This is a genomic window from Hymenobacter siberiensis (assembly GCF_018967845.1).
In the GTDB taxonomy this organism is placed as follows: Bacteria; Bacteroidota; Bacteroidia; order Cytophagales; family Hymenobacteraceae; genus Hymenobacter; species Hymenobacter siberiensis.
Genome location: NZ_JAHLZZ010000001.1, coordinates 3,838,697 through 3,864,642, shown reverse-complemented (window position 1 = coordinate 3,864,642; position 25,946 = coordinate 3,838,697). Strand labels below are relative to the sequence as shown.

At 61.9% G+C, this 25,946-nt stretch carries 22 protein-coding genes and 2 tRNA genes; 9 read left to right on the top strand and 15 right to left on the bottom strand.

Annotation, left to right across the window (positions count from 1 at the left end; all coding sequences use genetic code 11):
* Nucleotides 1-170: 170 nt before the first annotated feature.
* A complete protein-coding gene (locus KQ661_RS16840; RefSeq protein WP_216689388.1) occupies nt 171-830 on the bottom strand; it encodes an ABC transporter ATP-binding protein in 660 nt (219 codons plus the stop codon).
* A gap of 136 nt (nt 831-966) precedes the next feature.
* Between KQ661_RS16840 and KQ661_RS16835 the strand changes: the two genes are divergently transcribed.
* Entirely contained in the window at nt 967-2,139 is a 1,173-nt protein-coding gene (locus KQ661_RS16835; RefSeq protein ID WP_216727555.1) for a glycoside hydrolase family 113, read from the top strand.
* 219 nt (nt 2,140-2,358) lie between these two features.
* Nucleotides 2,359-3,555 (top strand): ADP-forming succinate--CoA ligase subunit beta, encoded by a 1,197-nt coding sequence (gene sucC, locus KQ661_RS16830; RefSeq protein ID WP_216689386.1) that lies wholly within the window; start codon nt 2,359-2,361, stop codon nt 3,553-3,555.
* 90 nt (nt 3,556-3,645) lie between these two features.
* On the opposite strand, the gene KQ661_RS16825 is transcribed toward sucC, so the two are convergent.
* Entirely contained in the window at nt 3,646-4,095 is a 450-nt protein-coding gene (locus tag KQ661_RS16825) for an organic hydroperoxide resistance protein (protein ID WP_216689385.1), read from the bottom strand.
* A gap of 158 nt (nt 4,096-4,253) precedes the next feature.
* Here KQ661_RS16825 and KQ661_RS16820 point away from each other — a divergent pair.
* The 3 genes from KQ661_RS16820 to KQ661_RS16810 all read left to right on the top strand — a co-directional run bounded on the left by KQ661_RS16820 (nt 4,254) and on the right by KQ661_RS16810 (nt 8,226).
* A tRNA-Arg gene (locus KQ661_RS16820) sits at nt 4,254-4,325 on the top strand.
* Between the two features lie 329 nt (nt 4,326-4,654).
* Nucleotides 4,655-7,096, top strand: coding sequence for a TonB-dependent receptor (locus KQ661_RS16815; protein WP_216726536.1), 2,442 nt, complete (start codon nt 4,655-4,657; stop codon nt 7,094-7,096).
* Between the two features lie 638 nt (nt 7,097-7,734).
* Complete coding sequence (locus tag KQ661_RS16810) at nt 7,735-8,226, top strand: fasciclin domain-containing protein (protein ID WP_226915824.1); 492 nt, start codon at nt 7,735-7,737, stop codon at nt 8,224-8,226.
* Nucleotides 8,227-8,461: 235 nt separating this feature from the next.
* Here KQ661_RS16810 and KQ661_RS16805 read toward each other — a convergent pair whose 3' ends face one another.
* From KQ661_RS16805 to KQ661_RS16795, 3 genes are all read right to left on the bottom strand, one after another.
* Nucleotides 8,462-10,450 carry a T9SS type A sorting domain-containing protein gene (locus tag KQ661_RS16805; protein ID WP_216727554.1) on the bottom strand — a complete coding sequence of 663 codons (1,989 nt, stop codon included), beginning with the start codon at nt 10,448-10,450 and terminating at the stop codon, nt 8,462-8,464.
* Nucleotides 10,451-10,595: 145 nt separating this feature from the next.
* Complete coding sequence (locus KQ661_RS16800; protein WP_216727553.1) at nt 10,596-11,357, bottom strand: PASTA domain-containing protein; 762 nt, start codon at nt 11,355-11,357, stop codon at nt 10,596-10,598.
* Nucleotides 11,358-11,563: 206 nt separating this feature from the next.
* Nucleotides 11,564-14,359, bottom strand: a complete 2,796-nt coding sequence (locus KQ661_RS16795) for a D-alanine--D-alanine ligase family protein (RefSeq protein ID WP_216727552.1) — start codon at nt 14,357-14,359, stop codon at nt 11,564-11,566.
* Nucleotides 14,360-14,526: 167 nt separating this feature from the next.
* Here KQ661_RS16795 and KQ661_RS16790 point away from each other — a divergent pair, with 167 nt between their 5' ends.
* Nucleotides 14,527-15,717 (top strand): phosphoglycerate kinase, encoded by a 1,191-nt coding sequence (locus tag KQ661_RS16790; protein WP_216726533.1) that lies wholly within the window; start codon nt 14,527-14,529, stop codon nt 15,715-15,717.
* An 85-nt stretch (nt 15,718-15,802) separates the two neighbouring features.
* On the opposite strand, the gene KQ661_RS16785 is transcribed toward KQ661_RS16790, so the two are convergent.
* The 7 genes from KQ661_RS16785 to KQ661_RS16755 all read right to left on the bottom strand — a co-directional run bounded on the left by KQ661_RS16785 (nt 15,803) and on the right by KQ661_RS16755 (nt 22,215).
* The gene (locus tag KQ661_RS16785) at nt 15,803-16,810 is read right to left on the bottom strand and encodes a hypothetical protein (protein WP_216727551.1); all 1,008 of its coding nucleotides are present in this window, start codon (nt 16,808-16,810) and stop codon (nt 15,803-15,805) included.
* A gap of 18 nt (nt 16,811-16,828) precedes the next feature.
* On the bottom strand, nt 16,829-17,872 hold the full coding sequence (locus KQ661_RS16780; RefSeq protein ID WP_226915618.1) for a cytochrome-c peroxidase: 1,044 nt from the start codon (nt 17,870-17,872) through the stop codon (nt 16,829-16,831).
* Nucleotides 17,873-17,879: 7 nt separating this feature from the next.
* Nucleotides 17,880-18,650: an MbnP family protein gene (locus KQ661_RS16775; protein ID WP_216727550.1), complete on the bottom strand. Its 771-nt coding sequence runs from the start codon at nt 18,648-18,650 to the stop codon at nt 17,880-17,882.
* Between the two features lie 133 nt (nt 18,651-18,783).
* Complete coding sequence (locus KQ661_RS16770; protein ID WP_216727549.1) at nt 18,784-19,161, bottom strand: hypothetical protein; 378 nt, start codon at nt 19,159-19,161, stop codon at nt 18,784-18,786.
* A 298-nt stretch (nt 19,162-19,459) separates the two neighbouring features.
* A complete protein-coding gene (locus KQ661_RS16765) occupies nt 19,460-20,098 on the bottom strand; it encodes a hypothetical protein (RefSeq protein ID WP_168673918.1) in 639 nt (212 codons plus the stop codon).
* 211 nt (nt 20,099-20,309) lie between these two features.
* A complete protein-coding gene (locus KQ661_RS16760; RefSeq protein ID WP_317196125.1) occupies nt 20,310-21,593 on the bottom strand; it encodes a site-2 protease family protein in 1,284 nt (427 codons plus the stop codon).
* The gene (locus KQ661_RS16755; RefSeq protein ID WP_216689375.1) at nt 21,556-22,215 is read right to left on the bottom strand and encodes an HAD family hydrolase; all 660 of its coding nucleotides are present in this window, start codon (nt 22,213-22,215) and stop codon (nt 21,556-21,558) included. Before KQ661_RS16755 ends, KQ661_RS16760 begins: the two co-directional genes overlap by 38 nt.
* A 98-nt stretch (nt 22,216-22,313) precedes the next feature.
* Between KQ661_RS16755 and KQ661_RS16750 the strand changes: the two genes are divergently transcribed.
* Nucleotides 22,314-22,387 (top strand) — tRNA-Ile (locus KQ661_RS16750).
* Nucleotides 22,388-22,515: 128 nt separating this feature from the next.
* Here the strand turns inward: KQ661_RS16750 and KQ661_RS16745 are convergent.
* Nucleotides 22,516-22,782: a hypothetical protein gene (locus KQ661_RS16745; RefSeq protein ID WP_168673920.1), complete on the bottom strand. Its 267-nt coding sequence runs from the start codon at nt 22,780-22,782 to the stop codon at nt 22,516-22,518.
* Between the two features lie 225 nt (nt 22,783-23,007).
* Here KQ661_RS16745 and KQ661_RS16740 point away from each other — a divergent pair, with 225 nt between their 5' ends.
* Both KQ661_RS16740 and KQ661_RS16735 read left to right on the top strand, forming a co-directional pair.
* Nucleotides 23,008-23,427: a hypothetical protein gene (locus KQ661_RS16740; protein ID WP_216689374.1), complete on the top strand. Its 420-nt coding sequence runs from the start codon at nt 23,008-23,010 to the stop codon at nt 23,425-23,427.
* 224 nt (nt 23,428-23,651) lie between these two features.
* Entirely contained in the window at nt 23,652-24,419 is a 768-nt protein-coding gene (locus tag KQ661_RS16735; protein WP_216689373.1) for an SDR family oxidoreductase, read from the top strand.
* 54 nt (nt 24,420-24,473) lie between these two features.
* Here the strand turns inward: KQ661_RS16735 and KQ661_RS16730 are convergent, their stop codons facing one another.
* Nucleotides 24,474-24,806, bottom strand: coding sequence for a DMT family transporter (locus KQ661_RS16730; RefSeq protein ID WP_216726529.1), 333 nt, complete (start codon nt 24,804-24,806; stop codon nt 24,474-24,476).
* 35 nt (nt 24,807-24,841) lie between these two features.
* Nucleotides 24,842-25,837 (bottom strand): sterol desaturase family protein, encoded by a 996-nt coding sequence (locus tag KQ661_RS16725; RefSeq protein ID WP_216727548.1) that lies wholly within the window; start codon nt 25,835-25,837, stop codon nt 24,842-24,844.
* Nucleotides 25,838-25,946: the final 109 nt, after the last annotated feature.

Below are 25,946 nucleotides of genomic sequence, written 5' to 3'. Positions count from 1 at the left end.
TTTACTAAGCTCCTCCGTTTAGTAAGCATAGCCCGGCGGGCATCGTTTCGGCGGCGCCAGGCAGCGGTTCCTGCAGCGGGTGCCGTGTAAAAAGGCAGAGGTCCGCAGAGCCGTGCCGAAACACTTCTGCGGACCTCTGCGGGAACCGATGTACAGGACGAGAAATGAACCTATCCGCCTTCCAGAATATGGCCGTCGCGCATCACAATCTTACGGTCGGCCATGTCGGCCAGCTGCTCGTTGTGCGTCACGATGACGAAGGTCTGGCCCAGCTCTTTGCGGAGCAGAAAGAAAATCTGGTGCAGCTCCTGGGCATTTTTGGTATCGAGGTTGCCGCTGGGCTCGTCGGCGAAGATGATTTCGGGCGAGTTGATGAGGGCGCGGGCCACCGACACGCGCTGCTGCTCGCCGCCGCTCATCTCGCTGGGCTTGTGGTTGGCCCGAAATTCCATGTTCAGCATGCCGAGCAATTCGCGGGCCCGTACGCGCACTTCTTTTTCGGAGCGGCCAGCCAGGTAGGCGGGCAGGCACACGTTTTCGAGGGCCGTGAACTCGGGCAGCAGGTTGTGAAACTGGAAGATGAAGCCGATGTGCCGGTTGCGGAACCGGGCCAAATCGTTGCGCCCCAGCGAGCTTACCGATTCGCCATCGAACAGGATATCGCCCGAGTCCGGCGTGTCCAGCGTGCCCAGAATGTGGAGCAGCGTGCTCTTGCCGGCCCCGGAGGAACCAACAATGCTCACGATTTCCGACTTTTCAATCGTTAAATCAATGCCCTTGAGTACGTTCAGGGAATTGTAGCTCTTGTGAATGTTGATAGCTTGCAGCAACGGCGGGCAGCGATAGACGTGAATGAAGCGGTAGTGGCAAAGCTACGCACAATCCGGGCGGTGCCCTGCCGCGCCTTAACACGCAGCCCGCCGATTAAGCACAAACCGATTCTTCGCATTGCCCCACTTTCTTTTCATGCCGCGCTCTTTTTTTTCGATACGCCGCTGGTGGCCGTTGGCTTTGCTGGCCTTGGTGCCGCTGCTGGCCCTGTGGCGCTGGCCGCGCCGCGCCGCCCTCCCCGCCGAAACCGCCCGGCAGGCCCAGACGCTGGCCACGGCCCCATCGGCTTTCGGGGCGGCGTTTGCGCCGCGCGGCCGGGGCGCGGTGGTGTCGGACAGCCTGCGGCTGCGCGGCGTGAGCTGGGTGGGCGGCGACTCCGTAACCATTGCCGAGTTGGCCCCGCTGCGGCGCGACCACATCAGCTGGATTGCCCAAACGCCCTTCGGCTGGCAGGCCGGGGCCGCCGAGCCCGCCGTGCAGCTGCACACCGCCCGGCCCGGCGGCCGCTTCGGCCTGTGGGGCGAAAGCGACGCCGGCATCGAATACACGGCCCGGCTGGCCCGGCCGCGCGGTATCCGCACGCTGCTGAAGCCGCACTTGTGGGTGCGGGGCCGCAGCGCCTGGCCCGGCGATATTAACATGACCAGCCCGGCGGCCTGGGATGCGTGGTTTGCCAGCTACACCACCTTTATTCTGCACTACGCCGCGCTGGCCGAGGCCGCGCACCTCGACGGCCTGTGCATTGGTACCGAATTGCAGCACGCCACCGAGCCGGCCCACGAAAAAGCCTGGCGCAGTCTCATCAGGCAGATTCGGCAGGTGTACCACGGCCCGCTTACCTACGCCGCCAACTGGAGCGGCGAGTACGAGCAAATCCGGTTCTGGGACGCGCTCGACTACGTGGGCATTCAGGCCTATTTCCCCCTGTGCTCGTCTGCCAGCCCATCACTCGATACGCTGCTGCGCGGCTGGCAGCCCCACCTGCAAAAGCTGGTCCGGTGGCAGAAAAAAATCAAAAAAACCGTGGTATTTACCGAAGTGGGCTATAAAACCACGCCCGATGCCGCCGCCCGCCCTTGGGAGTGGCCCGAGCGCACGGCCGCCCTGCAAACGCCCGACGAGGCCACCCAGGCCCGTTGCTACGAGTCGCTGTTCCGGGCCTGCTGGGGCCTGCCGTGGCTCAAGGGCATGTTTATCTGGAAGTGGTACCCCGGGCTGGAGGCCGATGGCCCGGCCCGCCGCCACGCCGACTTTACGCCCCAGCACAAGCCCGCCGAAGCTGTGCTGGCTCGCTGGTATGGTCAGTAGCACCCAAGCTTGTACCATAAGCTTTAGCTTGTGACAAGCGCCGCGAGTTCCGGAATCCGCACCGTTCAACGGGTACACTCGCTGCGTTCGTCACAAACTAAAGCTTATGGTACAAACCGCTTGTCACAAGCTAAAGCTTGGGCTACTGCCTACCTGCTTCGTACTTTCGCCCCAACAACCGCGAGGTAGCGTAGCTAAAACCACCCCTTACCCGTTTTTATGAACATTCACGAATATCAGGGCAAAGAAATCCTGAAAAAATACGGCGTCCGCGTGCAGGAAGGCATCACCGCCGATACCCCCGAGGAGGCCGTAGCCGCCGCCGAGAAGCTGACCGCCGACACCGGCACCAGCTGGTACGTGCTGAAGGCGCAAATCCACGCCGGTGGCCGGGGTAAAGGGGGCGGAGTGAAACTCGCTAAAAACCTGGAGCAGGTGAAAGAGATTGCCGGCAACATTCTCGGCATGCAGCTCATCACCAAGCAAACCGGTCCCGAGGGCCGCAAGGTGCATAAAATCCTGGTTGCTCAGGACGTGTATTACCCCGGCGCTTCGGAGCCCAAGGAATACTATATGAGCGTGCTGCTGGACCGTGAGCTGGGCAAAAATGTCATCATCTACACCACCGAGGGTGGCATGGACATCGAGGAGGTAGCTGAGTCGCACCCCGAGAAAATCCACCGCGAGCACGTGGACCCTTCGGTAGGCCTGCAAGGCTTCCAGGCCCGCAAAATAGCCTTTAACCTCGGTTTGGAAGGTGAGGCCCAAAAGGAAATGGTGAAGTTCGTAACCGCTTTGTACAAGGCCTACGACGAAACCGATTCCAGCATGTTCGAAATCAACCCGGTGCTGAAAACGTCGGACAACAAAATCCTGGCCGTTGACGCCAAGGTGACGCTGGACGAAAACGCCCTGTACCGCCACAAGGATTTCGTGGCCCTGCGCGACTTCAACGAGGAAGACCCCCTGGAAGTGGAAGCCAGCCAGAACAACCTGAACTACGTGAAGCTCGACGGCAACGTGGGCTGCATGGTGAACGGCGCCGGCCTGGCCATGGCCACCATGGACATCATCAAGCTTTCGGGTGGCGAGCCCGCCAACTTCCTCGACGTAGGGGGTGGAGCCAACGCCCAGACGGTGGAGGCGGGTTTCCGCATCATCCTGAAGGACCCGAACGTGAAGGCCATCCTGATTAACATCTTCGGCGGCATCGTACGTTGCGACCGGGTGGCTAATGGGGTAGTTGAGGCCTACAAAGCCATCGGCGACATCCGCGTGCCCATCATCGTGCGCCTGCAAGGCACCAACGCCGAGGAAGGCGCCCGCATCATCGACGAGAGCGGCCTGAAAGTAGCCTCGGCCGTGTTGCTGAAGGATGCTGCCGCCCGCGTGAAAGAAGTGCTGGCCAACGCCTAAGGGTAACCGACCATTAATTGCCGAAAAGGCCCGCCTGAATCATCAGGCGGGCCTTTTCTTTGTTCTTTTCGTGGCACCGGAGCGCACGGGCTATTTCTTTTCGGTGAGGGCAGGCACGGCCTCGCCTTTCACGCGTAGCTCCACTTCCATGTTGCCACGGGTGCCCACCGAGTATGGGCAAATCTGGTGGGCATGGCGCACCATGTCCAGCGTTTTTTCCTGGTCGAAGGATTTGAGGTCAACGTCGAGCACGGCGCTCAGGCCGTAGCCTTCGCCCTCCTGAAACAGGGTAACCGAGCACTGCACGGTGGTTTCGGGGTCGAGCCGGTCACCGGCCTTTTGGGCGATGACGAGCAGGGCCTGCTGGAAGCACGAGGCGTAGCCGGCGGCAAACAGCTCTTCGGGGTTGGTGGCGTTTCTTTTGCCGCCCAGGCCCTCGGGGACCGACATGTCGAGGTCGATGATGCCGGTGGAGGAACGGACGTGGCCGCTGCGGCCACCAACGGCCGAAGCATCGGCCGTATACAGGTTCTTTTTCATGAATGAAGCGTGAAAGTGGAAATTTCTGATGCGATAAGGGTTGTTGGCTTAACTGGTTTTGGCCCGCCTGGGTTATGGCATTCGAGTAGAATTGCCAAGGAATTTGGCGTTGAAATTTGGTCGCCCTCGCTTTTATGGCTACTTTTGCAGCCTAATCCGGCCGCGTCGTACAACGGATAGTATGAGAGTTTCCGAAGCTCTTGATTTAGGTTCGATTCCTAACGCGGCCACTTTAAACCCCGTTTCCAAGCTGGAAACGGGGTTTTTTATTTTCCGGGGTACGGTACAGGACCCGGGTAGGAGTTTTGCCCACTGAAATGGCTTGTCGAAGCGCTGTTCAGCATAGGCCCAGAGTTACTGTTCTATGATATGGTTGGCCTGAATTCAAGTTCATGTACAGGGTGTAACGACGTGACAATTCGCGACGTTGTATTTCGCGCATTAACTCGAAATGTTCCCTAAGAAGCTATGCGGGCAGGTAGTTGCGCGGGCTGACGGCTCTTCGTATACTTTGCGTGGCAATCGGCAAACATTTTCCTTTCCCGACTCTTGGTTCAGCATGAGAACAATTACCCTACTGCTTTTTCTGCTGCTTTCCTTCGCTGGCCGCGCCCAGAATCCGGGCACCGTGGCCGGCACCGTGCGCGACCGGGCCACCCAGGAAGCCCTGCCTGGCGTGAGCGTAACGCTGGAAGGCACCACCTTCGGCACCGCGACCGATGCGGAAGGCCGCTACCGCCTCACGGGCGTGCCGGCGGGCGCCTACAACCTGCGCGCCAGCTTCGTGGGCTACGATGCCCTGCTGCGCGCCGACGTGGCCGTGAGCAGCGGCAATGTGAACACCCTCAACCTGGAAATCAACAAAGGCCCGCAGGCGCTGGGCGAGGTAACCGTGACGGCCAACCGCGCCATTCGGGTGGCCACAGCCGAAACGCCGCTGAGCGTACAGCGCCTCACTACCGAGGAAATCAAGAGCAACCCGGGCGGCAACTTCGATATTTCACGGGTGATACAGAGCCTGCCCGGCGTGGGCGGCGGCGGCACGGGCGGCACGGCGGGCTTCCGCAACGACATCATCATCCGGGGCGGCGCGCCCAACGAAAACGTGTACTACCTCGACGGCATTGAGGTGCCCATTATCAACCACTTCCCCACGCAGGGCAGCGCGGGCGGGCCGGCCGGCATCCTCAACGTCAGCTTTATTGAGGACGTGACGCTGAGCTCCTCGGCCTTTCAGGCGCGGTATGACAATGCGCTGAGCTCGGTGCTGCAGTTCCGGCAGCGCGACGGCAACTCCGAACGGCTGCAGGGCAACCTGCGTACCTCGGGCACCGAGGTGGCGGCTACGCTCGAAGGGCCACTCACCAAGAACACGACCTTTCTGGCGTCGGCCCGGCGCAGCTATTTGCAGGTGCTGTTTAAGCTGATTGACTTGCCCATCCGGCCCGATTTCTACGATTTTCAGTTCAAGACCACGACGAAGATTTCGCCCAAAACCACGCTCACCACGCTGGGGTTGGGGGCCATCGACCACTTCGAAATTGTGCCGCCCAAAAAGAGCTCGCCCAGCAAGGAGTTCATCCTGCGCAACAACCCCACCATCGACCAGTGGAACTACACCGTGGGCCTGAACCTGCGCCACTTGGTGGACAACGGCTACCTGAACCTGGCCCTGAGCCGCACCCAGCAGCACAGCGCCGCCGACCAGTTTCAGTACGGCTACATCGGTCAGGAAGCCTACCGTAAGCTATTTGCCCGCAGCGGCGAAACTGAAAACAAGCTGCGCGCCGACGTGAACAAGCGCGTGGGCCGCTGGCAGTACAGCTACGGCGTGGTGGGCCAGCTGGTGCATTATGATAATAACCTGCGCAACCGCATCCGAGCCGAAGTGCGCGATGCCAGCGGCGCGCTCGTGAGCCCGGCCGTGACGGTGAACTTCACCACCAGCCTCGATTTTGTGCGCTACGGCCTGTTTGCCCAGGCCACCCGCACCTACGGGCCTGAAGGCCGCCTCACGGTATCGGCCGGTGTGCGGGCCGATGGTACCAATGCCCTGCTGCAAGGCTACCGGCTCGACCGGACGCTCTCGCCCCGCGTGTCGCTGAGCTACGCCCTGCTGCCCACCCTGAACCTGAACGCCAGCCTGGGCCGCTACTACAAGATTCCGCCTAGCACCATTCTGGGCTACCGCGACCCGGCGGGCCGGCTCGTGAACGAGGGCAGCCGCTACATCCGGTCCGACCACGCCGTGGCGGGGCTGGAGTGGCTGCCCACCCAGGGCACCCGCGTCACGCTGGAAGGCTTCTATAAAAAGTACGCCTACTACCCGGTGAGCGCGCGCGACGGCATCAGCCTGGCCAACCTGGGCGGCGATTTTAACGCCATTGGCAACGAGGCCATCACCAGCACCGGCGACGGGCGCGCATACGGGGCCGAGGCCTTTTTCCAGCAGAAACTCAGCGGCAAGCTCTTCGCCATTGTGTCGCTCACGGCCTTCCGCTCCGAGTTTTCGGGGCGCGATGGGGTGTACCGGCCCACGGCCTGGGATACGCGCTTTCTGGGCTCGGCGCTGCTGGGCTACAAGCTGGGCCGGGGCTGGGAAATAGGGGCCAAGTACCGCGTGGGCGGCGGCGCGCCCTACACGCCCTACGACGAAGCCGCCAGCCGTGCCAGCTACCAGGCCGTGGGCCAGGGCATTCTGGACTATAGCCAGCTTAATACCCGCCGGCTCGGGGGCTTCCAGCAGCTCGACCTGCGCCTCGATAAAAAGGTGAGCCTGCGCCGCCTGAGCTTCGATTTTTACATCGATGTGCAGAATGCGCTGCTGACCAAGCCCGTATCGGTGCCCACCTACACCTTCGAGCGCCAGCCCGACAACTCCGGCTACACCACCACCGACGGCCAGCCCCTGCGCCAGGATGGCGGCAACGCCGTACCGGTTTTATTGCCGGCAAGTGACGCGCTGGTAGTGCCCACAATTGGGTTCATCGTGGAGTTTTAAGGGCCAGCTGTTGGGGTGGAGGTCTGCTTGTTTGATATGAAGCAAGGATGTAGCGCGGGGTGGTGCGACGACGATTTCGGTCGTCGCATCACCCCGCGCTAGGTATTTATTCGAAATGGTTGCGTGGGCGCTGCTTGTTTCTGCTGTGGCCACAGGAAAGCTCCTTTGCAGGCTGCAAAGGAGCTTTCCTGCTTCGTGCCCTGCTGCATCGATATGCAGCAGCTTGACATATTTGAACTACCGATGTAATAACTGTTGCATGAATAAATAAAAAATATATGAATATTTTATGTTATAAACAAGATTTAACACCGCTGTGGGCACATGCGCTAAACCTAATACTACCGTGCCGCCGTATAGGCTGAACATTATCAGTGACTCTCACTCCAACTCCCAATACCATGAACACGAAAAACATCTTCACCGCCCTCGCCCTCACCGTAGCCTGCTCGGCCACCTCCTTCGCGCAGGATATGAAGACCAAGAGCGACGACGAGAAAACAAAAACCACCGTCGACGGCATGATGACCAAGACCAAAATGGCCGACGATGGCAAAATGAAAGTCAAAGGCAAATCGGCTGCCGGCGACAAAATGAAAGCCAAAACCAAGCCCCGCTCCGCTGCCGACCGCAAAAAGATGGGCATGGCAGACAACTCAATGAGCAACGGTGTGATGGTGGGCGGTGCCATGATGACCCCCGATAAGGATATCGTGGACAATGCCGCCGGCAGCGCCGACCACACCACGCTGGTAGCCGCCGTGAAAGCCGCCGGCCTGGTTGAAACGCTGAAAAGCGCTGGTCCCTTCACCGTATTTGCCCCCACCAACGCGGCTTTTGATAAGCTTCCCGCTGGCACCGTAAACTCGCTGTTGACGCCCGAAATGAAGCCCACCCTCACCAAAATTCTCACCTACCACGTAGTACCCGGCCGCCTCACGGCCGCCGACCTCAAGAATGGTCAGGTGCTGACCACCGTGGAAGGCGAGCAGCTGACGGTGATGATATCCGGCAGCAGCGTGATGCTGAAAGACGCCAAAGGCGGCATGGCCACGGTCACCATCCCGAACGTGATGTCGAGCAACGGCGTAACGCACGTAATCGATACCGTGTTGATGCCAGCTAAGTAATCAGCAAATTCAGGCTTCGTGCCCCAATAAAAAAGCCGTCCGGAGTTATCCGGACGGCTTTTTTGCTAATGAGGCTGTTTAGGAAGTCGTTGCGCCGGTCTGACCGCCCTAGGCGGTCCGACCGGTTGTCGTGCGGACGAAATCGGGGGTACTTCAACCGGTCAGACCGCCTAGGGCAGTCTGACCGGAACGATACTACTTTCTAAGTAGCTTCGATTGCTACAGAGGGCAAACGCTATTCCAACATCAGCTTTTGCCCGATGGTGCGGCCGTCGGCCAGGGTCAGGCGCACGGTGTAGAGGCCGGCGGGCAGCGTGGGCAGGGCCAGAGTGGGGTTGCCGGCCTGGGCAGTGGGCTGCTCCCACACCACGCGGCCCAGAGCATCGACCAATACCGCTCGCACAAAACCCGGCCCGGCAATGCTCACGGTGCCGTGGCCGTGCCCGGCAGGGGCAGGGTTGGGGTAGATGCTGTAGGCGGCGGCGGCGCGGCTGGCGGCAGTGGCGGTGGCCACGTTATTGGTCATCACGGGGCGCATCATGAGCGCGCCCCGGCCGGATGCGAAGTTGGTGGTGTCCCACACGCCGGTGTTGTCGCGGCGCAACAGGTGTTGGGCCGGGAAGCTGCTGTTGTAGTCGAGGCCGTAGGGCAGGAAGCGGCCGGCGGAGGTAGAAGGCTGCGAAAAGCCCACGTAAAAAATGCCCGATACTGGCACGGGCTGGTCAAAATCAATCTGATAATACTGCCAGCCGGCCGGAATATTGGCGGCGGCCGGGATGGTGGCCGTTTTGGAAACCCGGGCGGTGGTAGCGGGTCGGCCGTTCGCATTGTCCCACACGCTGATGGTGACGGGGCGGGCATCGAAATCCAGCGTCCGGTTGCCGCCGGCCACGCTGGAGCCGGGATATACCGGGTATAGGCGCAGGCCGCGCACGTAGTCGGCCTGGTTCAAATCGAAGCGGTAGGCAAAGGCGAGCTGCTGGCCGCTTGTGAAGGGGTCGAGGTTGGTAAATCCTTCGGCCGTACCATCGTCGTAGGCGTAGTAATTGGCCAGCTCTACGTCCCGGAAAATGGTGTCGTTGGGCAGCGTAAGCGGGTTTTGCTCCTGCGAGTTCAGCGCCATGGTGTAGCGCAGGCGCTTAGCATCGGGGGTGGCGGGCAGGGCCACGGCGCTGGCCGCGCCGGTCACGGGCGTAAGGCGGGGCTGCGTGCCCAGCGGCAGGCTGCGCTGCAGCCAGGTACCCAGCACCGGACCGGCGGGCAGCTGCTGCACGGTGCCCAGCACGTTCACGTTCAGTGGGAGCAGGCCGCTGCGCAGGTTGCTGTAGTTCACGCCCAGGTTGGCGGCCAGCTCGCTGCCGGTCGGCGAGGCCGTGTTGAACTGCCAGACCGGCATGGAGGTGAACCGGCGCAGGGGGCTGCGCATGCCGCCCGAGGGATTGCCGCCGGTGAGCCCGCCGCCGGCCCCCGAATCCAGAAACGTGGTATCGGCCAGGCCGGCGGTGCGGCCCCGGTTCAGCAGAATGTAGTCCACGCTCCAGTTGTCGCGGTTTTCGGAGCTGTTGCCGGTGGCAATGAACATAAACTGGAAATTGCCGTGCAGGTACTTGGCTTGCTCCAGCAGTACTACCTGCTGCCGAAAGCCGGTGCGCACACGCTGGCCGTTGTAGGCCCACACCTGCTCCCAGGCATTGGCATCGGTTTTCACAAACAGCTCCAGGCGCACGGGGGTGGTGCTGCCGTTGGCCCCCGGGATGCTCACGATGCTGCCGGCCTGCCAGGCAAAGCTGAGCGCCACCTTGTCGTTGGCCGTGAGGCCACCCAGGTTGATGGGCTGTGATACCAGCGAGTCGATGGGGCCGTACACAATGTTTACCTGGCCGCTGTAGTTCTGGCCGTTGGCACGCAGGCCGTCGAGGGTGGCGGCCCCCCGGGTGAGGGGCTGAATGGCCAGGCGGTTGCTCACGAAAGCGCCGCCGATGGGCATCCACCTCTGCGGGTTGGGCGCACCGTTCAGCGGCGTGGTGAAGTCATCGAAAAAGGGCAGTGCCAGGGCCGTGGTGCCACGCAGCTGGGTGCGGATGGCGGCGCTGGGCGCGTAAGCTGCCCGGCTCGGGTCGGCCGACAGGGGCTCGGAAGGCGAGAGCTGGGCCGAGGCCGCGCCGGCGCTCAACAGCAGCGCCGGCAGCAGCAAGCGCGACCATGGGAGGAATCGTGTCATCATAAGTTAGCAGGAGGTTGAGGGCCTAACGACCAAAGCGCCCGGAAAAGTGCATTACGACGAAGCGGTGCCCCACGCCGCTACGCCAGTGAAAAAGGTTTTCCGGCGCGGCGACGCAAAGCACCGCTTTGCGTTGAAAGTCAACTATTTATTTCGCTACCCAGATATCCACCAGCTGGCCCATGCGGATGGTGGCATCGGGGCCATAGGTGGGGCGCTGGCGTACCACCGTGCCGGGAGTCTGCCCTGCCTCAGCGGGCTGCTCGAACACCTCGCCCTTTTGCAGGCCCTGGCCCACGAGGAGCGTAATGGCCTCATCCTCGGGCATGTCGATGAGGTTGGGCACGGCGAAGGTCTGGTTGCCCTGGCCGTCGCCCACCACGAGGTCCACTTTGGTACCCTTGGCGATGGGCGCGCCGGCCGCTATCTCCTTGCCGTTCACCAGCTGCTTCAGCACCGCGCCGGAGGCCAGGTCGGGCACCAGCTGAATCTGGCCCACCACGAGGTCGTAGCTTTTGAGAATGAGCATGGCATTTTTCGAGGAGCCATCGGTAAGCTTGGGCATCTTAATCACCGGCGGGTTTTTCATGCTCACCTGCAGGTAGATTTTGCGGCCTTCCTTCACCTTTTCGCCGGGGGCGGGGTCCTGCACCAGCACGGTGAAGGGGCGGATGTTGGGACTGTAGCTGGAGTCGTCCACGAAGTAGTTCAGGTTGCGCTCATCGAGGTAGGCTTCGAGGTCGGCCACATTCATGCCCGTCACCTTGGGCACTGTGATGGTTTCGCCGTGGTGCGTGCTCATGGGTAAATACACGTAGAAAAAGCCCAGCACGAGCAGCAGGCCCGCCCCGGCGATGAGCACGAGGTGCTTCACTACGTCGAGCGGGGTATTGGAGGTGAGGAAAGCCATTTAGCAAAGAAGACGTTATATGGGGCAAAGAACGGAAAACTCCCCTCCTTACCAAGGAGGGGATATTTTGCCGCAGGCAAAATTGGGGTGGTTGTGGCGTTGAGCAACGTTAGAATAGTGTCATCATGTGTTGTGCAATGCCACAACCACCCCCGTTTGCGCTTCGCGCAAACATCCCCTCCTTGGTAAGGAGGGGAGTCCGATGTTCAGCTAACCCGGGCCGCCCGCGCCTTGCCGAACTCCAGAATCCGGTCGATGAACTGATAAGGCGTGTAGCCGGCCAGGGCCGTCTGGTGGAAGATGCAGGTGGCGGGCGTCATGCCGGGCAGTGAATTTACCTCGATGATGAGCACCTCCACCTCGCCCTCCTGGCGCACGCGCACGAAGGCGTCAATCCGGGCGTAGCCCTGAATATCGAGCACTTCGGCCACGCGGTGCAGCACGGCCTTCACCTCGTTCGAGATGCGCTGGCGCTCGGCGGGGTCTGCATCGTAGCGGGCGGGGGTGATGTTCTGGCCTTCGCCGGCCAGGAATTTCTCCTCCAGGCTCAGCACCTCGCCGTTGGCCAGGGCCTCGCTGGCCTCGAATACTTCGATGTCGAGCAGGCCGTCTTCGTCGTAAGAAGTGAGCAGGCCGCCCGTGACTTCGAGGAAGTGCGCGGCCCCGTCGCGGCTGATGAGCGTTTCGACCAGGAAGGCCTCCTTGCGCGGAAATTCCTCCTTAAAACCCAGATTCAACACGCCGGCCGGGGCGGGCATGAGGTCTTCCCCGGTGCGGAAGATGAGCTGACTGAAGGCTTCCAGCTCCGCGCGGTTCTTGATTTTCTTCACCGCCGAGGAGCAGCCATCGTCGGCAGGCTTGGCGATGAATGGGTAAGGAAACTGCGTTTCGAGGCTGCGGTAGAAGCTTTCGGCATCGGCCTGCCACTCCAGCTTGGTGGCCATGCGGTGCTCGGCCACCAGCAGGCCGGCGGCACGCAGGCGCTTGTTGGTTTCAAACTTGTTGATGGTGACGCTGCTGCTGGCCACGCCCGAGCCGTTGTAGGGCAGGCCGAATTTCTCGAGCTCCTGCTGTAGCGCGCCGTCCTCGCCAGGGCGGCCGTGCAGGGCTATGAATACTTCATCGACCATGCCGGCCAGCTCCCCGAACGAGATGCGGCGCGGCAGGGCCAGCGCCTGTCCGGCGTAGGTGCTGGTAATCTGGCTGGCTTCCTGTCGGATGCGGGCCAGAATGGGATGCGGGGCCTCGCCGGCCTCGGCGTGCTCAATTTTCTCGCGGATGTCGTCGGCGTTGTCCTTCAGCATCACGTTCACGGGCAGCACGTAGAGCTGGTGCTCTTGGGCCGAGCCGGTGAGGAACACCGGCACCGGCGCGTACTTGGCCGACGAGCTGAGCTTCTCGAAAATATTGCGCCCGCTCTCCACCGAAATATGACGCTCCGAGGAGTAGCCGCCCATTATCACGGCCACCCGAATGCGCTCGGTGGCCTCGTGCTGGCGGCCGGCTACGGCCGCATCGAGCTTGGCCAGCAGCGCCCCCAGCTTCACGGGGCGCAGGCCGGCGCGGCGGCGGGCCGCCAGCGACGTGCGGATGAGGTAGGTCAGAAACTGGCTCGGGTTGAGCCCTATTTCGGCCGCCTGGTGGAAGAAGAACGAAGCCGGCAGCATGCCCGAAGTCGTGTTCGGGTCGTTGAGAAACAGGGTAGAAGGGGAGGAGGGTATAGGGGATAGGGATTGGGCACCACCATTTTCCGTATTCCCTATCCCTTCTACCTTATTCTCCTCAACCACAAACCCATCCAAGCGGGCATACACCTGGAAGCCGAACGTGCGGAACATCTCCTCGCAGGCCTCGCGGATTTCCTGAATTTTATCCTCCGGTAAGTCAATCGGGGTGATTTTGCGGGCCAGGCCGGGCAGGTATTTCGAGCGGTAGTCAAACATCTCCTCGCCCTTCACAATCTCGGTGGGCGGCAGGGCCAGCGGCAGGCCGTTGGGGTCTTCCACCACAATGCAGCTGAACTCGCGGCCGGCCACGAAGCTTTCCACGAGCACCTGCGTTTCGCCGTCCACGTTGGTCAGGCGGATGGTATCGGCCGTTTCAAAAGTCTGGTCGAGGGTGAAGAGCAGGGTTTCGGGGTGGTAAATGGTCGCTTCGCTTAATGAAGAATTATCGCCTTCCAATTCTTCATTAAGCGCCAGCGTCACCGGCAGGCCGATGCCGTCACGGATATCGGTGAGCTGCTGCACCCAGGCCACTTTGTCCTGCTCGCCCAGGCGCTGCCAGTCGGTGCGGGTCAGGGTTTTGCGGAACAGGCTTTTTTCGATGGCGGCCTCGAATTTGGCGAGGTCGTCGGTTTTTAGAATGCTCACGCCGATGCTGGAGCCCTGGCGCGGCGCTTTCAGCACCAGCGGCAAGCCCAGCTCGCGCACCAGGTAGGCGAGGGTGGCGGCGTGGTCGGCGCGGTCCCACTCCTCGGCCGTGATGACGCGGAAGTCGGGCGTGGGCTGGCCCAGCGCTTTCAGCAGCTTCTTCTGCGCGATTTTATCAATGCCAAATGCCGAGGGCAGAATACCGGAGCCCGAATATGGAATCCCCAGCCACTCCAGCATGCCCTGAATGGCCCCGTCCTCACCACCCGGCCCGTGCAGGGCCAGAAAGGCGAAATCCATGAGCAGCGGCAGCTGTTCGGGCTGCACCTGCCGCCCCACTTTGGCAATGGCCTCAAACTTCTCATCGTGGCTGAGCTCGCCCAGGCTTTCGATATACACCTGCAAATGGTGCAGCGACGGCGGCTGCGAGCTCACCGGCGGGTAGAAGTCGCGGATGGTACCTTTATAGATAAATTGCCAGTCGAGCAGAATGAACTGCCCCAGGCTATCGACGAAGATGGGCACGGGCTGAAACAGGGCCTTGTCCAGGTTATCAAACACGGTGCGGCCGCCGGCGAAGGAAATTTCCCGCTCGCGCGAAGTGCCTCCGAAAAAAATACCGATTTTCATAAGTGCAGCAAAGGTAAGGGAGTGCGGTAAGCTTTAGCTTGCCGTTATCGTACAAGGCAACGCCACTGTGGCCTCACGGTTCGGAGTGTACCCGCCGGGTTTACTTTGTGGTCTGATTACGTTTTCTCCACGGCAAGCTAAAGCTTACCTCACATTCCTTCATTCCCATGAACACCCTCGATACCTACAACTTCGCCGGCAAGCGCGCCGTGATGCGCGTCGATTTCAACGTGCCCCTTGATAAGGACCTGCGCATCACCGATGACACGCGCATCCGCATGGCCACCCGCTCGGTGATGAAAATCCTGAACGATGGCGGCTCCGTGGTGCTGCTTTCACACCTGGGCCGGCCCAAGGGCGGTTACGAGCAGAAGTTTTCGCTCGAAGCCCTCATGGCGCGTCTCTCGCAGGAATACGGCCGCGAAGTGCAGTTTGGTGGCGACGTGCTTGGGGCCGAAGGCGCCCAGAAAGCGGCCGCTCTGCAGCCCGGCGAAGTGCTGCTCATGGACAACGTGCGCTTCTATAAGGAGGAGGAAGCCGGCGACCCGGTCTTCGCCGCCAAGCTGGCCACCCTGGGCAATGTGTACGTGAACGATGCCTTTGGCACCGCGCACCGCGCCCACGCCTCCACGGCCGTGATGGCCAATTCCTTTGCTGCGCAGGACCGTGTGGGCGGCTACCTGCTGCAATCCGAAATCGACAACGCCCAGAAGGTGCTCGAAAATGCCGAGCGGCCCTTCACCGCCATCATGGGCGGGGCCAAGATTTCAGACAAGATTCTCATCATCGAAAAGCTGCTCGATAAGGTTGACAACCTGCTCATCGGCGGCGGTATGGCCTACACGTTTGCCGTGGCCGAGAATGGCCACGTCGGCAGCTCGCTGCTGGAAGCCGACAAAGTGGACCTGGCCCGCCAGCTCATCCAGAAGGCCAAAGACAAGGGCGTGAACCTGATGCTGCCCGCCGACTCGCTCATCGCCGATAAATTCGCCAACGATGCCAACGTGGACGTGGCCAGCAACCTCAGCATCCCCGACGGCTGGATGGGCCTCGACCTCGGTCCCGAAAGCCGCGAAGCCTTCGCCGCAGTTATTCGCAACAGCAAAACTATCCTCTGGAACGGCCCGATGGGTGTGTTCGAAATGAGCAACTTCTCGCTCGGCACCGAGTACGTGGCCCAGGCCATTGCCGAGGCCACGGCGGCCGGCGCCTACTCGCTCATCGGCGGCGGCGACTCGGCGGCGGCCGTGCAGCAGCTTGGTTTTGGCGACCAGGTGAGCTACATCAGCACCGGCGGCGGCGCGCTGCTGGAGTACATGGAAGGCAAGGCGCTGCCCGGCGTAACGGCGCTGGGTTAGGATGTAGCGAAGAACCAGTATAATAACGCAAAAAGGAGCCCCGGTCGCGCAAGCAACGGGGGCTCCTTTTTGCGTTGTGTAATCGTCAGCTTTTGCCGTGCAGCAGGTATTTGGTCTGCTTGAAGCTGTAGCCGACGGATACCACCATTCGGCCGGCGCTGGCCGGGTGGTCCGTAGTGGCGGTGTAGATGGGCAGCTGGAAGCTGGTGTTGAGCGAGAAGTTTTTGTAGTACACATCTAGCCCGGGGCCCAGCAGGGCGTTGTTCATGGCGTGCTCGCCGGTGAGCTGGCCGTCCAGCATCTCGCCCTTGGTTTTCTCGTAGAAAAACTGCGCTGAGGGGTACACCTGCCAGTTTTCGCCCAGCGGCACGCGGTAGAACAGGCTGGCGTAGGTGGCCGTGCTCGGGGCCAGGCTGTTGCGGAATGTGTTTTCCGTGGAGCGGCGGTAGCTGCTGTTCACGCTCAGCCCGAAGCTATGGAAGCTGCCGATGTAGTTGGCGTACACGAAGCCGTCGGTGGTGCCGGTGCCCACCTGGTTTAGCAGCGGGTAGCGCTGGCCCTGGGCATTCTGGCGGGTGTACTCGCCGGTGGGCAGCTTCAGGCCGCCGCCCACAATGAGCCGGCTCTGCACCCCGGCCGTTTCGATGGCCCGGATGAGGTGGTAGCCGGTAAAAACTGTCACGTCGCCCACACCGGCCGAGTTCAGCTGCCGGCCGTTTATCTGCGAGGTATTCATCATGTAGGGCACGAAGGCGTTCAGCTCCACGCGTTGCGAGAGGAAGTATTTTCCGCGCAATTCGATGACGCGGAAAGCTTCGAAATCGGTCGGTTCGCCGTGGTGGCTGTGGGCGTAGCCGTTGTCGCCGTTGAGGGGCGAGGGGAAAAACGGCCGCGCCCCGGCCGGGAAAAACTGCGGCGACTGCCCCAGCGCCTGGTAGCCGTTGAAGATGCGGTAGCGGTGCATCAGGCTGAAACCGCTCTGGTTGTCGTAGGGCGTGATGCCCATGAAGCAGCCGCAGATGTCGCAGGCCCGGCCGGGCAGCGCCAGCCCACTCAGCAGCAGGCTTATGAGAATAGATTTCTGAGAGTTCATCGAAGTAAATGCTGAAGCCTAGGGCTGCGCCGCCAGTCGCACATCGTGAATAAACGAGTCGTCGGTGAGCGTGTGCAGGAAGGCGATGATATCGGCTTCTTCTGTTGCGGTAAGGGGAATGCCCGCCGGGCGAAGGGCCGGGTCGAGAGTGGGGGAGGCCACCACGCCGTGGTCGTAGTGAGCCAGCACCTGCGCCAGCGTGGCAAAGCGGCCGTCGTGCATGTAGGGGGCTGTGAGGGCCACATTGCGCAGGCTGGGTACTTTAAAGCGGCCCACGTCGGTGGTGCGCCGGGTGATGTGGGCGCGGCCCGAATCGGCTTCGAAGGTGGCACTGAGGCCGTTGTTGCGGTAGGTTTCGTCGGTGAATAAGTCGGTGGCATGGCAGCTGGCGCATTTTTGCGCCACCAGTACCCGGCCGCGCCCTTCGCCGGCCGTGAGTACGGCCCCGGCCTCGCCGCGCACCACTTTATCGTAGCGCGAGTTGGCCGAGGTGAGTGCGGCCGTGTACTGCGCCAGCGCCCGCAGAAACTGGTAGGAATCGATGGGCCCCGCCCCGTACACCGCCGCGAAGCGCCGTGGGTAATCGGCATCGGCATTGAGCCTGGCTAGGACGCGGGGCAGTGTTTCGTCCATTTCCAGCGGATTGGTGAGCGGGGCCAGGGGCAGGGTTTCGAGGTTTTTGGGTCCGCCGTCCCAGAAAAATTCCGATTTCCAGCGCAGGTTCTGCAGGGCCGGGGCGTTGCGGGTGCCCAGGCGGTTGGCCACGCCGTGGCTCAGGCGGTGGTCGGCGTTGGCGAAGGCCACGAATTGCTGGTGGCAGCTGCCGCACGACACAGACCCGTCGCGCGAGAGCCGGACATCATAAAATAAGCTGCGGCCTAGCCCAAACGCCGCCGCCGTGGGCGGGTTGGCATCCGGGGCATACACGGGGGCGGGGAAGTTGGCCGGGAGGGTGGTGCCGGGTACCGGGGCATCCGGCTCCACCACGTCGCCGAGGCCGCAGCCCGCCAGGAGCAGCCCCGCTAGCCCACAGGCCAGCGAGGCAACCAAGGTGCGGCGCATGGCCGGACTAGTTGGCGTGGATGTGCTCGACCGAATACATGCCGGCCGCGTAGTTATTGGCCACTTTTACCGCATTGCTCCCCGGCGACTGCACGTCAGACAGCGTCGCAAATCGAATGGTGCTCGGCCCACTGAAGAGCTTGAGCAAGTCCACATTCAGGTGGATTTCGGGGCTGTGGTCGGCGCGCACCAGCAGGGTCATTCCGCTGGGAAAAGCCGGCGAAACGGTCCGGATGGTGTTGTTTGGCGCTTTAAAGCCCCCAATGTGGAACGTGAGGGCCGACGTGGTGGACTGTGCGGAGTACCCTTCGAGCTTGGTGAAGATGTAGCCCGAATTCCAGGTCCAGAACATGTTGTTGTTGGGGTCGAGCGCGCCTTTCTGCACGCCCGAAACATTGTGCACGCTATCGACCCCAATGGTGAAGGTGATGCCCTTGTAGTCGCCGGCCGGCACGCCGGTGAGGGTGAGGTGGCGGGAGTCGGGCTTGGCGGCGTCCAGCAGGTAGTAGCTGTCGGGCACGGCATACGTCGAGCCGTCGGTTTTTGTGAAGACGATGTTGGAGATGTACTGCCGGAAAATGCTGATTCTGAACTGGTCGCCGGCCAGCGTAGTATAGGTTTTGGTGTCCAGTACCAGCAGGTCGGCCCCCACGGTCTGCTCAAATTCGAGGGATACCGTGGGCGGAGCGGCCACTACTTCATCTTTCTTGCAGCCCGCAAGCGCGAGCGTAGCAAGGGTTAACGTACAGAAAAGGGTGGAAATAGAAAAGCGTTTCATCGGAAAAGCGGGGGAGGGGGAAATCAACAACTGATTGAAAAGCAGCGCGTATGCGCGCATCCGGTCCGCCGGGAAACCCGACGGAGTCACCAAGTTGGCCGGCCTTCTGCCGCGCAGAAAGCCAAAGCCACAATCAGGCTGATAACAGGGGCGGGCGAAACACGCCCCGGCTGGGCACTGCCGCACAGTGCGGCACAGGTCGGCGGGCATAGGGCCGGGCGGCCACCGGCCAGCGCCGGGGCCGGGGTAGCAGCAGGGCGGCCATGGGCAGCACTTCGTACTTCATCCTGGCCAGCATTTCGGGGGCTTTTTTGTCGCCGCCCTCGGCTTTGCGCAGCTGCTGGGCCAGGTGGCACTTGCCGTTGCAGTGCAGCTGCGGCCTGGCCTTGTTCACGCAGTACAGTTCCGTGATGCGGGCCTTATTCAGCTGATAGTCCACGACCAGCACCTCTTGCCCCAAGGTCTGGAGCAGCACGAGCGTGACGAGGAAAAAAGCCGGAATGCGGTGCATAAAGCGGGAAGCTGTCCGGGCAAAGGTAAGTCGGTAGCTTAGGATTCAACTTGTCAGAATTGTTCCGAGATAGTCGCGCGTCACGCGCCGCACGACGCGGTTTTTAGCGCCTGTTCGGATAGGCGCTAAGTATCGTTGCTCCGGTCCGACCGCTCTAGGCGGTCCGACCGGTTATCGTGAGAACGAAATCGGGGAGCTTCAACCGGTCTGACTGGTTGTCGTGAGAACGAAATTGGGGGTGCTTCAACCGGTCCGACCGCCTAGGGCGGTCGGACCGGAGTATACGATTACTGCTGGGTTAGTTGAGATAGGGCGACTCCAGCTCCTGGCCCATGCTGCGGAGTGTATCGGTGCCGCGCCGGCCGGTGAGGCGCGTGCTCAGGGCCTGGGCTTCGCGGGCGCTGAGTACGTCCAGCTCGTGCAGCCAGGCCACGCGGCGCAGCTGCGGCTCGATGAAGCCGAGGGGGTTTACCTGGCCGTACTCGTCGCGCAGGTAGGTTTTGGTGCGGCGCTCCAGCTCCGCCACTAAAGTGCGGAACTGCTTGCGCTGCCAGGGCCGGCCGGCCAGCGTGATGGCCAGATGCGCCGTGCGCAACCGGAACGTGCACCACTGCTGCTCGAAGCGCAGCCAGCTGGCCAGCACGTTTACCCCAAAAATGAGCCACCACGAGTACAGTGCCACCCCGGTATGCCCCGTGGCCAGCCACTCGCGCCACGGGCCGTAGCCCAGAAACACAAGCAGCAGCCCCGTGAGCAGCAGCTGGTTGGTGGGGATGTGGCGGTGCTCGCCGGACTTGATGGGCAGAATTTCTTCGTAAGGCACCTCGGTTTCGAGCGTGGGCACGCCCTGGGGGTTGCGCTTGCACACGTACAGGCTTTCGGCCCGCAGCTCGATGTGCGTGGTACCCAGAAAAAGCTGTTTTTGGCTAAAAATCATTCAGGGGAGGGGTGGGGAGTGGGTAGAATGAGGGGGAGCGGAGGGTGGTGTTATGAAGTGGCTGGTTGGGTTGAGTTACGAGAATTCCGGAACGATGTAGAGACGCATCTTTGCGTCTTGGCTATGAACCAATTTCAGCCACGCGGCGCGGACGCCGAGACGCAAAGATGCGTCTCTACACCGTTCACCGGCTAACTCAACTAGCCAGCCGCTAAGCAAATGGGCTGGGGGTGAAGCAGAGTACAAAAATAGCCACCATCAGCCAGCCCAGCAGCTGCCGGCCCGGGCTCAGGGGGCGCTCATCGGGTGCGGGCGGGTGATAGATGCCCGTGAAGCGCCCCAGCAGCAGCCCGAATACCAGCCAGCCGGGGTTGCCCACGATGCCCGGCAGCAGCGCGGCCCCCGCCACCTGCCCCGCCCAGATGCCCGCCGCCAGCAGCAGCCCCTGGCGCGGCCGGGGAAATACCCGCCAGAATATCAGCGCCAGATACCCCGCGTACACCGGCCCGCCATACAGCCAGGTCTGCCAGTCGTCGTGCAGCGAAAACAGCCCCAGCCCGGCATAGAAAATAAAACCTGTGAACAGCACCGGCACCATTCGATTAAAGCGCCCCGGCCCCAGCAGCCCGTACAGAATGTGGCCGCCGTCGAGCTGGCCCATGGGCAGCAGGTTGAGGGCCGTGAAAAACAGGCTGAGCGAGCCGGCCAGCAGCACGGGGTAGTGCAGCAGCTCCAGCGGGTGGGGCAGGCGGGCGTGGTCGGCAAAGGCGCTTTCCAACCATTGATAGAGCAGCGGACGGGCCAGGGTGAGGCCGTTGGCCAGCTCCTTGGCTCCATACACATGCCGCGCATAGTCGGCCCCATATTGGGCGTAGTCTGGGTGGATGGCGTACAGATACGCCAGCGGCGGCAGGTGCGTGAAGCCGTAAATCAGCAGCGGCACCGCCACCAGAAAGCCCGCCAGCGGCCCGGCCAGCCCGATATCGAAAAACTCGCGCCGCGAAAAAATCCGCTCCCGAATCCGGATGATGGCCCCAAACGTGCCCAGCCCCATCGGAAACGGAATGTAATAGGGCAGCGAAGCGCGCACCCGGTTGTAGCGCGCCGTGAAATAATGCCCGAACTCGTGCACCGTGAGTACCCCCAGAAACGGCAGCGCAAACCACAGCCCGCGCCGCAGCTCCACCCACAGGGCCGCCCCACGCAGCTGAAACACATCGAGCGGCAGGAAATCGACCGCACCGCGCGTGAGCTGAATGCCGGCCAGCGTAGTGGTAACCAGCGTGACCAGGAATAGCCCGATGTGCAGCGCCGCCGTGCGCCCAGCCGACGGCTCCGGCCGCTCGAAGCGCCGGAATAGCCCCCGCGCCCGGGCCAGGCGGCCGGGCGCATCGGTGGCCAACGGGGCGGCCACATCGGCCGGACCGTGCCCGGCAGGGAAGCCCGTAAAATCAGGTTCAGGACTGGGCAGGGGCGTATTCTCGGGGAAAGGCACGGAGGGCTTCGGGCAGGGCGGTGAGGAGGGTGAGCGGCGGGGCCAGGTGCAGCACCTGCAGCCCCAGGCGGCGGGCGGTGGCAATGTGCTGCGGGCTGTCTTCGATAAACAACACGTCTTTGGGCTGCCAGTTCATTTCGCGCAGCGCGTGCCGGAATATTTCCTCGCCCGGCTTGCGCAGGCCCATCTCCTGGGAGTAGAACACGCGGTCGAGTACGTCGGCAATGCCGTTTTGGAAGCCGTATTGGCCGGCCAGGCGCTGGTTTATTTCGGTAATGTGCAGCTTGTTGGTGTTGGAGAGCAGCGCCGTTTGGTGGCCCTGCCGGCGCAGCTCGCCAATGAGGGCGAGACGCTCGGCGGGCACGTCGAGCAACATGGCGTGCCAGGCGGCATCCAGCTCGGCATCGGTGGCATCGAGGGCGTAGGCGGCGCGCAGGCCGGCCCGGAATTCGGCGGGCGTGAGGTGGCCGGTTTCGAAGCGGTCGAACAACTCGGCCTGGCTAGCCTGCGAAAAGGCTATGGTGCTGCCCGCGCGGCTCAGCCGGCGCATGGCGGTGGGGGTGGCATCGTAATCAATGTCAATGATGACACCGCCGAAATCGAACAATAAGTGGGGAAGCATGGGCTGGCTTGTTTTTCCATCCACGAAGGTCGTACTTTTGCAGCGTTGGAGGGCTGGCAACGGCAGGGTTGAGGTGAAAGATGACTGCCTCCGGCACCGGGCCCATAGCTCAATCGGTTAGAGCAACTGACTCATAATCAGTAGGTCCTCGGTTCGATTCCGAGTGGGCCCACAAAAAAGCCTCTCACGATATTGTGAGAGGCTTTTTTGTTGATGATATGCGAAAAACGGGTGCCGCCGATGCGCGGTCGATAAAGGCTATGCGACTTATCGCCAGCTTGTGCAGCACCCCGAAAGCCGCTAGTTGAGCCACATGCGCTCAATGAACTCGAAGCGGTGCGGGGCGAAAGCGTTGAAGTACGGCGCCTCGCCCTCGAAGCCTAGTACGTGAACCAGGTCCAGGCCTTCGGTGCGGCTTTCTACCACGCGCACGGCGTAGGCTTGGCCCTGCACGGGCCAATCGCCTACGTGGTTGGCGGGCCGGTTGTCGGCATCTACACAAATGGCATAATCCAGAAACGGAGCCGCCGAAGTGGCTTCGGCAAAAGTGTGGTTAGCTATTTCCATAAAATAAAGGTATAGAAAAAGCTCAACCAACGGGGCTTGGCTTTGGTGCAATTTCGCGGGCGCTTTTCATATCGGGGCCGATACGGGAGCTAAGCCGGTTCCGGGCTGCCGCTGCCCGGTGGCTCCACCCGCCTGGCTGCATAGCGGGTGTAAAAAAGAGTAAATAAGCCTTGAATTAGGGTTTTTGGGCGCGTTTTCCATCTTGGGAGTACCTTTGTGGTCCTTATGGCTTCTGGTAAACAACGCATCCACTTTCGCAATCCTGCCGGCCAGCTGCTGGAGCAGCCTGTCGGCGAATACATTATTATCCGATACAGCCCCGGCCCGCGCCAGCTGGCCGACCTGCAAACCCTGCTCGGCTACGCCAAGCAGGTACTGGCGCTCCGTCGCTGGCACAAGGTTATTGCCGACCATAGCTGCATGGTGCCCTTCACTCCCGAAGAATCTGCCTGGGTCACCGATTACTGGCTGAGTATGCCCAGCACGCGCATGCCCGATTTCTACGGGGCTATCCTGTTGCCCGCCGATGTGCTGGCGGGCCTTTCCATCGACCAGGCCACCGGCGAAGCTACTGCCCGGGCCATGACTTACCGCCTGTTTGGGGAGGAAGCCGAGGCTGCAACCTGGCTGGCGCAGCTGGCATAGCCGCAGCAGTAGTGGTACGAGACTTAGCGGGCAATTCGGGCCACCAAAAATACAGCGCCTAATAGCCACAGGCTCAGTTGCTGAGCCGGTTGGGGGCGGAAGCCCTGCTGCGGCAAAACTGGTTCGATACGTTCCGCATGCCGGGCTTTATCCAGATTTCGCCCGGCCGGTTCGGGCGCTTTTACGTTTGGTGTGGTTATACCCATTCATCAACCAACGTGAAAATGACCAATCGCTGGAATCTAAACGGCCGCCGCGCCCTCGTGACAGGGGGCACCAAGGGCATTGGCCTGGCCATTGCCGAAGAGCTCCTGGCCCTGGGCGCCGAAGTGCTGATAGTAGCCCGCAACGAAACCGAAGTAGCCGCTGCCGTGGCCGACTGGACTGCCCGCAGCCTCCCCGCCACCGGCCTGGCCGCCGACGTGAGCACCGAGGCCGGCCGGGCCGCCATCATGGCCCAAATCCAGGCCCAATGGCAGGGGCTCGACCTGCTCATCAACAACGTGGGTACCAACATCCGCAAGGGCTTCAACGACTATACTACCGCCGAATACGAGCGGCTGTTTCAGGTGAACCTGTTCAGCATCATTGAGATGTGCCGGGCCGTCCACCCGCTCCTGAAAGCCTCCGGGCACGCGGCTATCGTGAATGTGGGCTCGGTGGCAGGCCGCTTCGACGTGGGCACCGGTGCCTACTACAGCATGACCAAAGCCGCCGAAGAGCAGCTCGGCCGCAACCTGGCCGTGGAGTGGGCCCCCGACGGCATCCGGGTGAATACGGTATCGCCGTGGTTCATCCGCACGCCGCTCACGGCGGGGCTTATGGCCCGGCCCGACTTCATGGCCAAGGTGGAGGCCCGCACGCCCATGGGCCGCGTGGGCGAGCCCGACGAAATTGCCGCCGCCGTGGCCTTCCTGTGCCTGCCCGGTGCGGCCTACATCACCGGGCAGTGCCTGCTGGTAGATGGCGGCATGAGCGCCAAAGGCATGTAAAAGCCACGGCACTGCGGGCGCAAATCGTCCTTTGGCGGGGCTGGTGGCAGAAGGCTATTCTATTCGCCGCAGGCCCAGTACGCCAATGATAATGAGGCTGGTGTAAAAAACGCTCAGCCAGGAAAACGGCTGTTTGAGGTAGAACAAATCCACCAGTTTGATGCCGACCACGGCCAGCGCCATCCAGGCCGAGTAGGCGGTGGCCGTGGGAATGCTGCGCATGGCCTGCGAGAGGAAAATGACGTTGGCCAGCCCAAAGCCTACGTAGGCCAGCAGCGGCAGCACCGGTAGCAGCAGCGCCGGCTGGCCCAGGCTGTGCGCCCAGGCTATCTCCTTGATGCGCTGCATGCTCAGTGCCTTGAGGCTATACGTCCAGCAAACTTCCATGAAGGAAGCCAGAAACAGGGAAAACCAGGGATTAATCAACGAGACGAGGCGGCCGTGGTGGGCGGATGAGATGAAGCGGCCGGGGCCGGATTTTGGCCGAAATTACCGCCTGGCCGCTGCGCGGGAATGGTTTCGGAATAAGCCTCGGGCACGGGCCAGCCGTGCAGCGGGCGCAGGGCCGGCACGCGGTCGGTCAGGCGCTTTAACACCCGCAGCCGCACGCCGTGGTAGGCGCGAAACAACGGCGAGCGCTGGGCTAACTCGTCTTCATCGAAGCGGGCCACGGAAAAGACGTGCTGGCTGAAATAATCCTTCGGGAAAGCGTAGGGCAGGCCCCATTTCAGGGGCTTGTGGTCGGGGCGGTAGGCAGTGCCAAAAATCCAGTCCCAGAAAGCAAATTTGGTCGAAAAGTTGGCGTAGAATACTTCCTCGTGGTCGGCGTGGTGCCAGAGGTGCATCTCGGGGCCGTTGATGACGTATTGCAGGCGGCCCGAGCGCACATCAATGTTGCAGTGAATCCAGATGCCCCACACGGCATCGATGCAGGCCTTGATGGGCACCACCATGGGGTCGGCTCCCAGCAGAATAATGGGGGCAAACTCAATGGTCTGGTTGATAATAATTTCCAGGGCGTGCGAGCGGGAACCGGCCAGCCAGTCGACCTGCTTGCCGGAGTGGTGCGCCTCGTGGGTGCGCCAGAACAGCGGGCTGCTGTGCTGAAACCGATGAAACCAGTAGATGTAGAAATCGTGGGTAACCACGAAAAACAGCACCTGCGCCCAGATGGGCCAGCCCGTCACAAAATGCAGCTTCGAGAACCCAAAATGCTGGTCGAGCGGCAGAATGATGTAGTCGAAAATGATGATTTTCAGCGCGAAGCTCTGCACGAAGGTGTAGAGCACGAGGTCGGTCCAGAAGCCCTCGCGGAAAAACGGCAGGCCCTTGCGGTACGGGATGATACGCTCCAGTGTAATCACGATGGCCACCCAAACGAGCAGAATGGCCGTGGTGATGAGTTCGACGTGATGCATGGTGTGGAGGATTCTGGGTTATTAAAAGAACGTCATACCATCCAACGTCATGCAGAGCGCAGCGAAGCATCTTTACCGCAGCAGTAAGCTAAATTACTATTGCGGTAAA

Coding starts and splice junctions, on each gene's coding strand:
- KQ661_RS16835 (WP_216727555.1), top strand. CDS start 967: ATGCCGCGCTCTTTTTTTTCGATACGCCGCTGGTGGCCGTTGGCTTTG.
- sucC (WP_216689386.1), top strand. CDS start 2,359: ATGAACATTCACGAATATCAGGGCAAAGAAATCCTGAAAAAATACGGC.
- KQ661_RS16825 (WP_216689385.1), bottom strand. CDS start 4,095: ATGAAAAAGAACCTGTATACGGCCGATGCTTCGGCCGTTGGTGGCCGC.
- KQ661_RS16815 (WP_216726536.1), top strand. CDS start 4,655: ATGAGAACAATTACCCTACTGCTTTTTCTGCTGCTTTCCTTCGCTGGC.
- KQ661_RS16810 (WP_226915824.1), top strand. CDS start 7,735: ATGGGCATGGCAGACAACTCAATGAGCAACGGTGTGATGGTGGGCGGT.
- KQ661_RS16805 (WP_216727554.1), bottom strand. CDS start 10,450: ATGATGACACGATTCCTCCCATGGTCGCGCTTGCTGCTGCCGGCGCTG.
- KQ661_RS16800 (WP_216727553.1), bottom strand. CDS start 11,357: ATGGCTTTCCTCACCTCCAATACCCCGCTCGACGTAGTGAAGCACCTC.
- KQ661_RS16795 (WP_216727552.1), bottom strand. CDS start 14,359: ATGAAAATCGGTATTTTTTTCGGAGGCACTTCGCGCGAGCGGGAAATT.
- KQ661_RS16790 (WP_216726533.1), top strand. CDS start 14,527: ATGAACACCCTCGATACCTACAACTTCGCCGGCAAGCGCGCCGTGATG.
- KQ661_RS16785 (WP_216727551.1), bottom strand. CDS start 16,810: ATGAACTCTCAGAAATCTATTCTCATAAGCCTGCTGCTGAGTGGGCTG.
- KQ661_RS16780 (WP_226915618.1), bottom strand. CDS start 17,872: ATGCGCCGCACCTTGGTTGCCTCGCTGGCCTGTGGGCTAGCGGGGCTG.
- KQ661_RS16775 (WP_216727550.1), bottom strand. CDS start 18,650: ATGAAACGCTTTTCTATTTCCACCCTTTTCTGTACGTTAACCCTTGCT.
- KQ661_RS16770 (WP_216727549.1), bottom strand. CDS start 19,161: ATGCACCGCATTCCGGCTTTTTTCCTCGTCACGCTCGTGCTGCTCCAG.
- KQ661_RS16765 (WP_168673918.1), bottom strand. CDS start 20,098: ATGATTTTTAGCCAAAAACAGCTTTTTCTGGGTACCACGCACATCGAG.
- KQ661_RS16755 (WP_216689375.1), bottom strand. CDS start 22,215: ATGCTTCCCCACTTATTGTTCGATTTCGGCGGTGTCATCATTGACATT.
- KQ661_RS16745 (WP_168673920.1), bottom strand. CDS start 22,782: ATGGAAATAGCTAACCACACTTTTGCCGAAGCCACTTCGGCGGCTCCG.
- KQ661_RS16740 (WP_216689374.1), top strand. CDS start 23,008: ATGGCTTCTGGTAAACAACGCATCCACTTTCGCAATCCTGCCGGCCAG.
- KQ661_RS16735 (WP_216689373.1), top strand. CDS start 23,652: ATGACCAATCGCTGGAATCTAAACGGCCGCCGCGCCCTCGTGACAGGG.
- KQ661_RS16730 (WP_216726529.1), bottom strand. CDS start 24,806: ATGGAAGTTTGCTGGACGTATAGCCTCAAGGCACTGAGCATGCAGCGC.
- KQ661_RS16725 (WP_216727548.1), bottom strand. CDS start 25,837: ATGCATCACGTCGAACTCATCACCACGGCCATTCTGCTCGTTTGGGTG.